This is a genomic window from Caldimonas thermodepolymerans (assembly GCF_015476235.1).
GTDB lineage: Bacteria > Pseudomonadota > Gammaproteobacteria > Burkholderiales > Burkholderiaceae_C > Caldimonas > Caldimonas thermodepolymerans.
The window spans coordinates 765,008-777,606 of record NZ_CP064338.1; the positions used below are offsets into that span (position 1 = coordinate 765,008).

Genomic DNA, 12,599 nt, shown 5'->3' on the forward strand with positions numbered 1-12,599 from the left:
AACCACGATGAAAAAACTGATTCTTACCCTGGTGGCCACCTTCGGCCTGGTGTTGGGTGCTGCCCCCGCGCACGCGGCCGAGGGCGGCATTGCCTGGGACAAGTTCCCGGCCGATCGCGTGACGGACATCGCGGCGCTGCAGAACGGCGCCAAGCTGTTCGTCAACTACTGCCTGAATTGCCACTCGGCGGCCTTCATGCGCTTCAACCGCATGCGCGACATCGGCCTGACCGAGCAGCAGATCAAGGACAACCTGATGTTCACCACCGACAAGGTCGGCGAGACCATGAAGGTGGCGATGGACCCGAAGCAGGCCAAGGAATGGTTCGGCGCCACCCCGCCGGACCTGACCGTGATCGCGCGCTCGCGCGCCTCGCACAGCGGCACGGGCGCGGACTACCTCTACACCTACCTGCGCACCTACTACCGCGACGACACCAAGGCCACCGGCTGGAACAACCTGGCGTTCCCGAGCGTGGGCATGCCGCACGTGATGTGGGAGCTGCAGGGCCAGCGCGTGGCGAAGTTCGAGGAAGTCACCGATCCGCATGATCCGAGCAAGGTGACCCATGTGTTCGCCGGCTTCGAGCAGGTCACCCCGGGCAAGCTGACGCCCCAGGAATACGACAGCGCCGTGGCCGACCTGGTGGCGTTCCTGCAGTGGATGGGCGAGCCCGTGCAGAAGGAGCGGGTCCGCCTTGGCGTGTGGGTGCTCATCTTCCTGTCCCTGTTCACCGTCATCGCCTGGCGCCTGAACGCTGCGTACTGGAAAGACGTGAAGTGATCCGGCGCAGCGCTGCCGGCGTGACGCCCCAGGCGCTGCATCGATCGGAGTGGGTGGCCCGAGGGGTGCCCACTCCGTTTGTATTTGTCAGGGCGCGCTGCCCTCAACCTCGACAATCAAGGAGCACGCCATCATGATGGTGCTTTACTCCGGAACCACCTGTCCGTATTCCCACCGTTGTCGCTTCGTCCTGTTCGAGAAGGGCATGGACTTCGAGATCCGCGACGTGGATCTGTTCGCCAAGCCCGAAGACATCGCGTTGATGAATCCGTACAACGAGGTCCCGATCCTCGTCGAGCGCGACCTCATCCTGTACGAGTCGAACATCATCAACGAGTACATCGACGAGCGCTTCCCGCATCCGCAGCTGATGCCGGGGGATCCGGTGGCCCGGGCCCGCGTGCGCCTGTTCCTGCTGAACTTCGAGAAGGAACTGTTCACCCACGTCAACGTGCTCGAGTCGCGCGGCGTCAAGCCGAGCGACAAGCAGCTCGAGAAGGCGCGCTCCCAGATCCGCGACCGCCTGACCCAGCTGGCGCCGATCTTCCTGAAGAACAAGTACATGCTGGGCGAGGATTTCTCGATGCTGGACGTGGCGATTGCCCCGCTGCTGTGGCGCCTGGACTACTATGGCATCGAGTTGTCCAAGAACGCCGCCCCGCTGCTGAAGTACGCCGAGCGCATCTTCTCGCGGCCGGCCTACATCGAGGCGCTGACGCCTTCCGAGAAGGTGATGCGCAAGTGATCCGCCAACCATGACGAAGCTCCAATCGACCGGCAGCGCAGGCAGTTCGACCCGGCCCTACCTGATCCGGGCGCTGCATGACTGGTGCACCGACAACGGCTACACGCCGTACCTGGCCGTGTACGTCGACCGCTCGGTGCAGGTGCCGATGGAGTACGTCAAGAACAACGAGATCGTCCTCAACGTCAGCTTCGAGGCCACCAGCGGGCTGCAGCTGGGCAACGAGTTCATCGAGTTCCGCGCCCGCTTCGGAGGCGTGCCGCGCGACATCGTCGTGCCGGTCGACCACGTGATCGCGATCTACGCCCGCGAGAACGGCCAGGGCATGGCCTTCCCGGTGCCGGCCGCCGCCGAGCCGGCCGACGAGGCCGAGTCGCCCGCCCCGGCCGAGGCGGGCGGCCCCGGCCTGAAGCTCGCCCCGACCGCGGGCGACGGCCCGTCGCCGGCATCGCCCGCCGAGGAGGGCGACACGCCGCCGCCCGAGCCGCCCACCCCGACCCCCGGGGCGCGGCCCTCGCTGAAGCGGGTCAAGTAGAATCGCGGCGTTCCTTTCTTCGGTGTCCGCGCCGACAAGCCTGCCGGCTTAGCTCAGTTGGTAGAGCAACCGCCTTGTAAGCGGTAGGTCATCCGTTCGAGTCGGATAGCCGGCACCACCGACCATCCCCTATCCCTTGGGCGTGAAACCTTACCGGTTCGCCCGCCGGCGTGACCCCTTTGCGGTTCAGCCGGATTGAACCTTCACCCTGATCGCGCTAACCTGCCAGCCTCGCTGGCGCAAGGCTTCCTCGAGGCGTGGTTGCAGCTGCCGCAGTTTGGCGGCCGCGGCCCCGTTCGGAGCCAGCAGGGACCATCCCTGCTCGTCCACAGGCCCGGGTTTGACATGGGCAGCCAGCGCGGGAGGGAGCAAGGGTCGAACCACTTCGAATCGGGCGCTGGACTCGCGCATGAGCTGCTGCAGCCGTGCCAGTCCGGCATGGCGGTCCAGGGCTTCCTGGATCGGCAAGGTGTGCGGTGCGCGCTGGTTCATGCAAGGAGTGTAGCGATGCAGATCATGATCACCCACGGGCGCCTGGCGAAAACCCATGTGCTGCAGCTCGGACGCTGGCAGCTGCTGGGCCTGGCGCTGGGCCTGCTCGCCGGCATGCTGGTGCTGTCCGGGGTGGTCTACCACCTGATCTTCGTGAAGGCCGCGCGCGAGGGCTGGCCGGTGGTCAGCCAGGTGGTCAAGCTGGTCGTCAAGGACGAGTTCGCGCAGCGTGACCGCTACATGCGCGAGAACCTCGAGGCGATGGCCCGCCGCGTCGGCGAGATGCAGGCCCGGCTGGTGCAGCTCGAGGCCATGGGCGAGCGGGTCTCGGGGCTGGCCGGGCTCAAGCCCGAGGAGATCAAGCTCAGCGAGAAGCAGCCCGGCGGCCAGGGGGGGCCGTTCGTGCCGATGCTCCCGCCCGAGCAGCCGACCGTGCAGGACATCCTCCAGGCCATCGACTGGCTGGACGAGCTGACCGCGCACCGGGCCGACGTGTTCACGCTGATCGAGTCGCGCCTGTTCGAGGAGCAGATGCAGGCGCTGATGGTGCCCAGCACGAAGCCGGTCGACGGGCCGACCAGCTCGGCCTTCGGCTTCCGTTCCGACCCGTTCACCGGCCGCAGCGCGCTGCACACCGGCCTGGATTTCCCCGCGGCGCCCGGCACGCCGATCAAGGCCGCGGCCGGCGGCGTGGTGATCGCCGCCGAACACCACCCGGCCTACGGCCAGATGATCGACGTGGACCACGGCAACGGGCTGGTGACCCGCTACGCCCATGCCTCGAAGCTGCTCGTGCAGCGCGGCGACATCGTCAAGCGCGGCCAGGTCATCGCCCAGGTGGGTTCCACCGGCCGGTCCACCGGCCCGCACCTGCACTTCGAGGTGCTGATGAACGGCGTGCACCAGAACCCGGCCAAGTTCCTGGCTGGCGACGGGCGCACCCCGCAGCGCCGCGTGGCCGGGGCGGCCCGCACGGCCGGCACCCACGCCCATTGACCGTGCCGGCGACGCGGGCCGGCACCACGCTGGCGCGCCGGCCCCGGTGCTAAACTCCAAAGCTTTTGGGGCAGCCTGCCTGCCCGGCCTCCAGGCCCGGCGCCAGACGACCGAGCGGCCGGGTGTCCCCGACGAGCAGCACACTCCACGTCCTGGCCTGCCGTGCCGGGCGGGCCCAGACGCCTGCCGCGGCCGGATGCGGGCTGGCCGACCCTTCACCTAGAACCGAACTCCATGTTGCCCAAGCTTCTTACCCAGATTTTCGGCAGTCGCAACGACCGTCTGCTCAAGCAATACCGGCGGGTGGTGGAGAAGATCAATCTGCTGGAGCCGCAACTGGAGGCGCTGAGCGACGAGCAGCTGCGCGCCAGGACCGAGGAATTCAAGGCACGGCTCGGCAAGGGCGAGACGCTGGACGACCTGCTGCCCGAGGCGTTCGCGACCGTGCGCGAGGCCAGCAAGCGCACGCTCAAGATGCGCCACTTCGACGTCCAGATGCTGGGCGGCATGGCGCTGCACTACGGCAAGATCGCCGAGATGCGCACCGGCGAGGGCAAGACGCTGACCGCCACGCTGCCGGTGTACCTGAACGCGCTGGCCGGCAAGGGCGTGCACGTGGTCACGGTCAACGACTACCTGGCCCGCCGCGACGCCGAATGGATGAGCCGGCTGTACAACTTCCTCGGCCTGACGGTGGGCGTGAACCTGCCGCAGATGTCTCGCGAGGAGAAGCAGGCGGCCTACGCGGCGGACGTCACCTACGGCACCAACAACGAGTTCGGCTTCGACTACCTGCGCGACAACATGGTCTACGAGGCCGGCGACCGGGTGCAGCGCGGCCTGAACTACGCGATCGTCGACGAGGTGGACTCGATCCTGATCGACGAGGCGCGCACGCCGCTGATCATCAGCGGCCAGGCCGAAGACCACACCGAGCTGTACGTGCGCATCAACAAGGTCGTGCCGCTGCTGAAGAAGCAGATCGGCGAGGCCGACCCGCGCACCGGCGAAGGCATCATCGAGCCGGGCGACTTCACGGTCGACGAGAAGACCCGCCAGGTCTACCTGACCGAGCAGGGCCACGAGAACGCCGAGCGCATCCTCGCCGAGGCCGGCCTGCTGGCCGAAGGCGCCAGCCTCTACGACCCGTCGCACATCGCGCTGCTGCACCACCTGTATGCGGCGCTGCGTGCGCATCACCTGTACCACCGTGACCAGCACTACGTGGTGCAGAACGGCGAGGTGGTCATCGTCGACGAGTTCACCGGCCGCCTGATGCAGGGCCGCCGCTGGTCCGAGGGGTTGCACCAGGCCGTCGAGGCCAAGGAAGGGGTGCAGATCCAGGCCGAGAACCAGACGCTGGCCTCGATCACCTTCCAGAACTACTTCCGCATGTACGCCAAGCTGGCCGGCATGACCGGCACGGCCGACACGGAAGCCTACGAGTTCCAGGAAATCTACGGGCTGGAGACGGTCGTTATCCCGCCCAACAAGCCCACGCGCCGCAAGGACGAGCTGGACCTGGTCTACAAGACCGCCAAGGAGAAGTACGACGCGGTCATCAAGGACATCCGCGACTGCTACGAGCGCGGCCAGCCGGTGCTGGTGGGCACCACCTCGATCGAGAACTCCGAGCTGATCTCGCAGCTGCTGACCCAGGCCGGGCTGCCGCACCAGGTGCTCAACGCCAAGCAGCACGCCAAGGAAGCCGAGATCATCGCCCAGGCGGGCCGCCCGAAGATGATCACGATCGCGACCAACATGGCCGGTCGCGGGACCGACATCGTGCTGGGTGGCAACGTCGAGAAGCAGATCCAGCTGATCGAGGAGGACCCGTCGCTGTCCGACGAGGAAAAGCGCGCCCGCGCGCAGCAGCTGCGAGACGAATGGCAGAGCCTGCACGAGCAGGTGGTGGCGCTGGGCGGGCTGCGCATCATCGCGACCGAACGCCACGAGTCGCGCCGCATCGACAACCAGCTGCGCGGCCGCTCGGGCCGCCAGGGCGACCCCGGCTCGTCGCGCTTCTACCTGTCGCTGGAAGACCCGCTGATGCGCATCTTCGCCGGCGACCGCGTGCGCGCGATCATGGACCGCCTGAAGATGCCCGAGGGCGAGGCCATCGAGGCCGGCATCGTCACGCGCTCGATCGAGAGCGCGCAGCGCAAGGTCGAGGCACGCAACTTCGACGTGCGCAAGCAGCTGCTGGAGTACGACGACGTCGCCAACGACCAGCGCAAGGTGATCTACCAGCAGCGCAACGACATCCTCGACGCGCAGGACCTGACCGTACAGATCGCCAGCCTGCGCGAAGGGGCGCTGACCGACGTGGTGCGCACCTACGTGCCGGCCGACAGCGTGGAAGAGCAGTGGGACCTGCCCGGCCTGGAGAAGGTGCTGCGCGAGGAGTGGCAGCTCGACGTGCCGCTGCAGGCCGAGGTCGAGAAGAGCGAGGCGATCACCGACGAGGACATCGTCGCCAAGGTGGTCGAGGCCGGCCACCGGCTGTACCAGAGCAAGGTCGACCTGGTCGGCAAGGAGCGCTTCATGCAGTTCGAGCGCATGGTGCTGCTGCAGTCGCTCGACACGCACTGGCGCGAGCACCTGGCCGCGCTCGACTACCTGCGCCAGGGCATCCACCTGCGCGGTTACGCGCAGAAGAACCCGAAGCAGGAGTACAAGCGCGAGGCCTTCGAGCTGTTCGCCCAGCTGCTGGACGTCGTGAAGATGGAGGTCACGCGCATCCTGCTGACCGTGCGCATCCAGTCCGAGCAGCAGGTCGAGGAAGCCGCCGAGGCGATCGAAGGCCGGGCCGAGCAGATCTCCAACGTCACCTACACGCACCCGAACGAGGACGGCAGCGTGGCCAGCGAGGTCGACCAGGCCACGGCGCGCCAGGCGGTGCCCAAGGTCGGGCGCAACGAACCCTGCCCGTGCGGCAGCGGCAAGAAGTACAAGCACTGCCACGGCAAGCTGGTCTGAGCCGCGTGCGGCGCGACGATCCGGGGCTCCTGCGGGAGCCCCGTTTCGTTCCGGTCCGGCCCGCCGGCTGCCTACAATGCCGGATTCCGTCCATCACCCGCGTTTTTCCGAGGCCGTCATGCCCGTCAATCTCCAGGCTCCCGACCCGTCCGCACTGCATCCCGTTCCCGGCGTCCGGCTGGGCATCGCCATGGCCGGCATGCGCAAGGCCAACCGGCGCGACCTGACGGTGATCGCCCTCGACGAGGGCAGCGCGGTCGCCGGCGTGTTCACGCAGAACCGCTTCTGTGCCGCCCCGGTGCAGGTGGCGCGCGAGCACCTGGCCCTGGGCGCCGGCACGCGTGCGCTGGTCGTCAACACCGGCAACGCCAACGCCGGCACCGGCGAGGACGGCCTGGCGCGTGCCCGCGCCACCTGCGCGGCGCTGGCGCAGCTGATGCAGCTGCGGCCCGAGCAGGTGCTGCCGTTCTCCACCGGCGTGATCATGGAGCCGCTGCCGGTCGAGCGCATCGAGGCCGGGCTGCCGGCGGCGCTGGCCGACCTGAAGGCCGACAACTGGGCGGTGGCGGCCGAGGCCATCATGACCACCGACACGGTGCCCAAGGCAGCCTCGCGCCAGATGCAGGTCGACGGCCACACCGTCACCGTGACCGGCATCAGCAAGGGCGCCGGCATGATCCGGCCCAACATGGCGACCATGCTCAGCTTCGTCGCCACCGACGCCAACATCGAGCCGGCCGCGCTGCAGGCGCTGGTGCGCGAGGCGGCCGACCTGTCGTTCAACCGCATCACGGTGGACGGCGACACCTCGACCAACGACAGCTTCGTGCTGATCGCCTCGCGCCGTGCCGGCCATGCGCCGATCACCGCGCTGGACACGCCGGCCGGCCGCGCGCTGCGCGACGCGGTGGTGGCGGTGGCCGAGCAGCTGGCGCAGGCCATCGTGCGCGACGGCGAGGGCGCCACGAAGTTCATCACGGTGCAGGTCGAAGGCGGGCGCAGCGTCCAGGAGTGCCAGCAGGTGGCCTACGCGATCGCCCATTCGCCGCTGGTCAAGACCGCCTTCTACGCGAGCGACCCCAACCTGGGCCGCATCCTGGCCGCGGTGGGCTATGCCGGCATCGCCGACCTCGACCAGGGCCGCATCGAGCTGTACCTGGACGACGTGCACGTCGCGACCCGCGGCGGCCGCCATCCCGACTACCGGGACGAGGACGGCCAGCGGGTCATGAAGCAGAGCGAGATCACGGTGCGCGTGGGGCTGGGGCGTGGCGAGGCGCAGGCCGTGGTCTGGACCTGCGACCTGTCCCACGACTACGTCAGCATCAACGCCGACTACCGCAGCTGAGGCCGCGCCGCGGCGGCGGGGTTCACTCGCCGCCGGTCTTGCGCGTGCGGCGGCGCCTGGCCGCGGCAGGTGCGGCCGGGGCCTGCTGTTCCAGCGTGTCCTGCAGCCGCTGCACGGTCTGCGTCAGCGCCTCGATGCGCGCGCCGAGCGCGTCCAGTTCCTCGCGGCTGGGCAGGCCCAGCTTGTGCAGGGCCTTGGCGACGCGCTGCTCGAACAGCGATTCGAGCTGGTTCCACGGCGGGGCGGCCTTGCCGGGCCAGTCGCCGGCCATCTCGCTCATGCGACGGGTCACCCCGGCGAGCTTGTCCTCGGCCGCCGCCTGGGTCTTGCGCTGCAGCGTCACGCCTTCCTTGACCAGCGTCTCGAAGACCTTGCTGCCTTCTTCCTGCGCCTTGGAGAACGCGCCCAGCCCGGCCAGCCAGATCTGCTGGGCCGAGTCGCGGATCGTCCCGGTGAACTCCGCGCCGGGGGCGTCGGCGGCGCTGCTGCGCCGGCCGGCGGTCCTCTGCTGTTTCGTGACCATGCTGCGGCTCCTTGTCCTGTCGGGGAGCCTTCACTATAGGCGCCGCGCGCCGCGGCGGCGAGCCCCGGGGCGGACCCGGGCGCAGCGCATCACTTGCGCACTTCGATCGCGGTGATGGTGTAGGTGCCGCCGACCTTTTCGGCGTGGAAGCGCACCTTGTCGCCGACCTGCACCTTGTCGAGCAGCTCGGGCGGCTGGGCGCGGAACACCATCTGCATCGGCGGCACGTCCAGGTTCCGGATCTCGCCGTGCTTGATCGTGATCTTGCCGGCCGCGCGGTCGATCTTGCGCACTTCGCCGTCGGTGTCCTGCGCCAGCGCGGGGCTGGCCAGCAGGCCGGCCAGCAGGGTCAACAGGACGGGGAGCTTGTTCATGTCGGACATTCCTTTCACGCGTGGGGCGTCAGCGGTAGCGTTGGTACACGCGGGCCTGGCCGTCGCGCAGGACCAGCAGCACGTCGTACGGATCACGGCGGTCGCCCATCTCCATGCCGGGCGAGCCGACCGGCATGCCGGGCACCGCCAGGCCCAGGGCCGCGGGCTTTTCCTGCAGCAGCCGGTGGATCTCGCGCGCCGGCACATGGCCTTCGATCACGTAGCCCTGCACGACCGCCGTGTGGCAGGATCCCCAGGCCGAGGGCATGCCGAGTCTCTCACGGTGCTCGGCCGGGCCCTGCACCTCGTGGACCCGCACCCGGAAGCCGTGCTGCTCCAGGTGCGCCACCCACTGCCCGCAACAGCCGCAGGTGGGCGATTTCCAGACCTCGACCAGCGGGGCCGCGGCGGCGCGGGCCGGGCCGGCGCCGCCCAGCAGGCTGCCGCCCAGCGTGGCGGCCATCAGTTCGAGACAACGTCGACGGGACGGCATCGGTGCTCCTTGGTCACCCGGGTCAGACCGGCGGCGGCGCCGGGAGTTCAGACTCAAGGGCGCGGGCCGGGCATCCGTCACGCGGCGGCGCGACGGCGTGGCAGCGCACTATAGCGTTGCCGCGACGCCACCAGGTCCGGGTCCGGTCAAACGGAGGGCCCGGGCAGCGGCCGGGGGGCAGGCATAGAATCCCGCCTTGTCTTTCGTCAGTACCGCCCGGAGTCACGTTCCATGCCCAGCGAGCCCCCCTCTGCACCGGCCCAGCAAGCGGCCGACCTGTCCCACATCGCGCCGCGCGAGAAGGCCGAGATCCTGTCCCAGGCCCTGCCGTACATCCGCAAGTTCCACGGCAAGACCATCGTCATCAAGTACGGCGGCAACGCGATGACCGACCCGTCGCTGCAGCAGGACTTTGCCGAGGACGTGGTGCTGCTGAAGCTGGTCGGCATGAACCCGGTGGTGGTGCACGGCGGCGGTCCGCAGATCGACGAGGCACTGGCCAAGGTCGGCAAGAAGGGCACCTTCATCCAGGGCATGCGCGTGACCGACGAGGAGACGATGGAAGTCGTCGAATGGGTGCTGGCCGGCCAGGTCCAGCAGGACATCGTCGGCCTGATCAACGCCGCCGGCGGCAAGGCCGTGGGCCTGACCGGCCGTGACGGCGGCATGATCCGCGCGCGCAAGCTCAAGATGGTCGACAAGGACGACCCGTCCAAGGAGCACGACGTCGGCCAGGTCGGGCAGATCGTCTCGATCGACCCCTCGGTGGTCAAGGCGCTGCAGGACGACCAGTTCATCCCGGTGATCTCGCCGCTCGGCTTCGGCGAGAACAACGAGAACTACAACATCAACGCCGACGTGGTCGCCGGCAAGCTGGCCGAGGTGCTCAAGGCCGAGAAGCTGGTGCTGCTGACCAACACCCCCGGCGTGCTGGACAAGAATGGCCAGCTGCTGACCGACCTGTCGGCGCGCGAGATCGACGAGCTGTTCGCCGACGGCACGATCTCCGGCGGCATGCTGCCCAAGATCAGCTCGGCGCTGGACGCGGCCAAGAGCGGCGTGAACTCGGTGCACATCATCGACGGCCGGGTGCCGCACTCGATGCTGCTGGAGATCCTGACCGACCAGGCCTACGGCACGATGATCCGCTCGCACTGACGCGATGACCGTCGTTGCGTTGACGTTCCGGGCCGCCGCGTGCGGCCCTTTTGCCGTCCTGCCGTCATGACCCGCGCCGCGCGCCGTCCGGTCTGGCTGTTCGACCTGGACAACACCCTGCACGACGCCTCGCGGGCGGCCTTCGGCATGCTCGACGTCTCGATGAACGCCTACATCGAGCGTGAGCTGCAGCTGCCCGCGCCACAGGCCGACGCGCTGCGGCGCGACTACTGGCGCCGCTACGGCGCCACGATGCTCGGGCTGGTGCGGCACCATGGCGTCGATGCACGCCACTTCCTGCATCACACCCACCTGTTGCCCGGTCTGGAGGACCACGTCGAAGGCCACGCCCATGACAAGGCGGCGCTGCGGCGGCTGCCCGGTCGCAAGTACGTGCTGACCAATGCGCCGGCCCGCTATGCGCGGCGCGTGCTGGGGGCGCTGGGGCTGGCGCGCTGCTTCGACGGCGTCATCAGCATCGAGCAGATGCGCATGTTCGGGCAGTTCCGTCCCAAGCCCGACCGGCGCATGTTCCAGGCGCTGGTGGCGCGCCTGCGCGTGCCGGCGACGCGCTGCGTGCTGGTCGAGGACACGCTGGCCCACCAGAAGGCCGCCCGCCAGCTGGGCATGCGCACGGTCTGGATGCAGCGCTACGTGCGGCGCAGTTCACACGGTCCCGAAGTAGGTGTTTACCTGCACCGGAAACCGACGTACGTCCATGCGAGAATCCGTTCGCTACAGAAGTTACGTCGGTTGTGATGTCCGAGACTCCCGCCCCCTACGACGCCACCGGTGCCGCCGAGCCGGCGCCGGCTGCGGCAGACGCCGCACCCGCCGGCGCGGCGACGCGCAAGCGACCCAAGCCCGGCGAACGCCGTATCCAGATCCTGCAGACGCTGGCCGCCATGCTCGAGCAGCCGGGTGCCGACCGCATCACCACGGCGGCGCTGGCGGCGCGCCTGGACGTCAGCGAAGCGGCGCTGTACCGCCATTTCGCCAGCAAGGCGCAGATGTTCGAGGGCCTGATCGAGTTCATCGAGCAGAGCGTCTTCACGCTGGTCAACCAGATCGTCGAGCGGGAGCCGCAAGGCGCCGCCCAGGCGCAGAAGATCGTGGCCGTGGTGCTGCAGTTCGGCGAGAAGAACCCGGGCATGACCCGCGTGATGGCCGGCGACGCGCTGGTGTTCGAGAACGAGCGCCTGCTGGTGCGCATGAACCACTTCTTCGACCGCGTGGAATCGCAGCTGCGCCAGAGCCTGCGCAGCGCCGCCGACGAGGGCGGCTCGATCACGCCGACGGTCGATGCCACCGCGATGGCCTCGGTGCTGACCAGCTTCATCATCGGGCGCCTGCAGCGCTATGCGCGCTCCAACTTCAAGCGGCTGCCGACCGAGCACCTGGATGTCGGCCTGCGCCTGCTGCTAGGCTAGGCCCCTGGCCCGGGCCGACGCGCCCGGGACTGCGGCGCCGGCCCGCTGGGCGGCCGGCCGCGACCTGCACCCATCCCGCCATGCTCGAGACCGATTGCGCCGGGCACCGCCTGGTCCTGTTACCCGACAAGGCGGCCTGCCTGCCCGAGGCGCAGACCCTGCTGGTGGCCGACGCCCACATCGGCAAGGCCGTGTCGTTCCGCCGCTGGGGCGTGCCGGTGCCGCAGGGCACGACCAGCGACACCCTTGCGCGGCTGACCCGGGCGGTCGAGGCCACGGGCGCGCGGCGCGTCGTCTTCCTGGGCGACTTCCTGCATTCGCCGCGCTCGCACGCGGGTGCGACGCTGGCCGCGCTGCACCGCTGGCGCGAACACCATGCGGGTCTGGAGCTGGTGCTGGTGCGCGGCAACCACGACCGTCGCGCCGGAGACCCGCCCGCGGGACTGGGCATCGCCTCGGTCGCGCAGCCCTGGATCCTCGGTGGCCTGGCGCTGTGCCACGAGCCGCAGGCGGTGCCGGGCCACTACGCCCTGGCCGGGCATCTGCACCCCTGCATCCGCCTGGACGGCCCGGCGCGCGACCGCCTGCGGCTGCCCTGCTTCTGGCTGGGGCGCGAGGTCGGCGTGCTGCCGGCGTTCGGCAGCTTCACCGGCATGCACCCGGTGCAACCGGCCGAGGGCGACCGCGTCTACGCGGTGACCGACCACGCCGTCGTGCCGGTGCCGGATCGCTGAGGCCGTTA

Annotated in this window: 14 protein-coding genes and 1 tRNA gene; 11 read left to right on the forward strand and 4 right to left on the reverse strand. The window is 69.3% G+C overall.

Translation table 11 applies throughout. The annotated features are described in order from the left end of the window. The first annotated feature begins 7 nt into the window (after window positions 1-7). From IS481_RS03705 to IS481_RS03720, 4 genes are all read left to right on the forward strand, one after another. Complete coding sequence (locus tag IS481_RS03705; protein WP_104358353.1) at window positions 8-784, forward strand: cytochrome c1; 777 nt, start codon at window positions 8-10, stop codon at window positions 782-784. A 133-nt stretch (window positions 785-917) separates the two neighbouring features. Beyond that, on the forward strand, window positions 918-1,529 hold the full coding sequence (locus tag IS481_RS03710; protein WP_104358354.1) for a glutathione S-transferase N-terminal domain-containing protein: 612 nt from the start codon (window positions 918-920) through the stop codon (window positions 1,527-1,529). A gap of 10 nt (window positions 1,530-1,539) precedes the next feature. After that, complete coding sequence (locus tag IS481_RS03715; RefSeq protein WP_104358355.1) at window positions 1,540-2,064, forward strand: ClpXP protease specificity-enhancing factor; 525 nt, start codon at window positions 1,540-1,542, stop codon at window positions 2,062-2,064. A gap of 42 nt (window positions 2,065-2,106) precedes the next feature. Next, window positions 2,107-2,182 (forward strand) — tRNA-Thr (locus IS481_RS03720). A 68-nt stretch (window positions 2,183-2,250) separates the two neighbouring features. Here IS481_RS03720 and IS481_RS03725 read toward each other — a convergent pair. Further along, the gene (locus IS481_RS03725) at window positions 2,251-2,556 is read right to left on the reverse strand and encodes a DciA family protein (RefSeq protein WP_104358356.1); all 306 of its coding nucleotides are present in this window, start codon (window positions 2,554-2,556) and stop codon (window positions 2,251-2,253) included. A 15-nt stretch (window positions 2,557-2,571) separates the two neighbouring features. On the opposite strand from IS481_RS03725, the gene IS481_RS03730 reads away from it, so the two are divergent. The 3 genes from IS481_RS03730 (at window position 2,572) to argJ (ending at window position 7,879) form a co-directional block, all read left to right on the forward strand. Beyond that, a complete protein-coding gene (locus IS481_RS03730; protein WP_104358357.1) occupies window positions 2,572-3,552 on the forward strand; it encodes a M23 family metallopeptidase in 981 nt (326 codons plus the stop codon). Window positions 3,553-3,786: 234 nt separating this feature from the next. After that, entirely contained in the window at window positions 3,787-6,531 is a 2,745-nt protein-coding gene (gene secA, locus IS481_RS03735) for a preprotein translocase subunit SecA (protein WP_104358358.1), read from the forward strand. Window positions 6,532-6,649: 118 nt separating this feature from the next. Beyond that, window positions 6,650-7,879: a bifunctional glutamate N-acetyltransferase/amino-acid acetyltransferase ArgJ gene (gene argJ, locus IS481_RS03740; protein ID WP_104358359.1), complete on the forward strand. Its 1,230-nt coding sequence runs from the start codon at window positions 6,650-6,652 to the stop codon at window positions 7,877-7,879. Window positions 7,880-7,901: 22 nt separating this feature from the next. Here argJ and IS481_RS03745 read toward each other — a convergent pair whose 3' ends face one another. The 3 genes from IS481_RS03745 to IS481_RS03755 all read right to left on the reverse strand — a co-directional run bounded on the left by IS481_RS03745 (window position 7,902) and on the right by IS481_RS03755 (window position 9,239). Next, window positions 7,902-8,402 carry a phasin family protein gene (locus IS481_RS03745; RefSeq protein ID WP_104358360.1) on the reverse strand — a complete coding sequence of 167 codons (501 nt, stop codon included), beginning with the start codon at window positions 8,400-8,402 and terminating at the stop codon, window positions 7,902-7,904. Between the two features lie 89 nt (window positions 8,403-8,491). Continuing rightward, window positions 8,492-8,776: a copper-binding protein gene (locus tag IS481_RS03750; RefSeq protein WP_104358361.1), complete on the reverse strand. Its 285-nt coding sequence runs from the start codon at window positions 8,774-8,776 to the stop codon at window positions 8,492-8,494. A gap of 28 nt (window positions 8,777-8,804) precedes the next feature. Further along, complete coding sequence (locus IS481_RS03755) at window positions 8,805-9,239, reverse strand: DUF411 domain-containing protein (RefSeq protein ID WP_104358362.1); 435 nt, start codon at window positions 9,237-9,239, stop codon at window positions 8,805-8,807. A gap of 261 nt (window positions 9,240-9,500) precedes the next feature. Here IS481_RS03755 and argB point away from each other — a divergent pair, with 261 nt between their 5' ends. The 4 genes from argB (at window position 9,501) to pdeM (ending at window position 12,591) form a co-directional block, all read left to right on the forward strand. Next, complete coding sequence (gene argB / locus IS481_RS03760; RefSeq protein WP_104358363.1) at window positions 9,501-10,427, forward strand: acetylglutamate kinase; 927 nt, start codon at window positions 9,501-9,503, stop codon at window positions 10,425-10,427. Window positions 10,428-10,493: 66 nt separating this feature from the next. Continuing rightward, window positions 10,494-11,186, forward strand: coding sequence for a pyrimidine 5'-nucleotidase (locus IS481_RS03765; protein WP_104358364.1), 693 nt, complete (start codon window positions 10,494-10,496; stop codon window positions 11,184-11,186). Then, a complete protein-coding gene (gene slmA / locus IS481_RS03770; RefSeq protein WP_104358413.1) occupies window positions 11,186-11,857 on the forward strand; it encodes a nucleoid occlusion factor SlmA in 672 nt (223 codons plus the stop codon). The genes IS481_RS03765 and slmA overlap by 1 nt, the downstream gene beginning before the upstream one ends. Before the next feature lie 80 nt (window positions 11,858-11,937). Then, complete coding sequence (gene pdeM / locus IS481_RS03775; protein WP_104358365.1) at window positions 11,938-12,591, forward strand: ligase-associated DNA damage response endonuclease PdeM; 654 nt, start codon at window positions 11,938-11,940, stop codon at window positions 12,589-12,591. Window positions 12,592-12,599 lie beyond the last annotated feature (8 nt).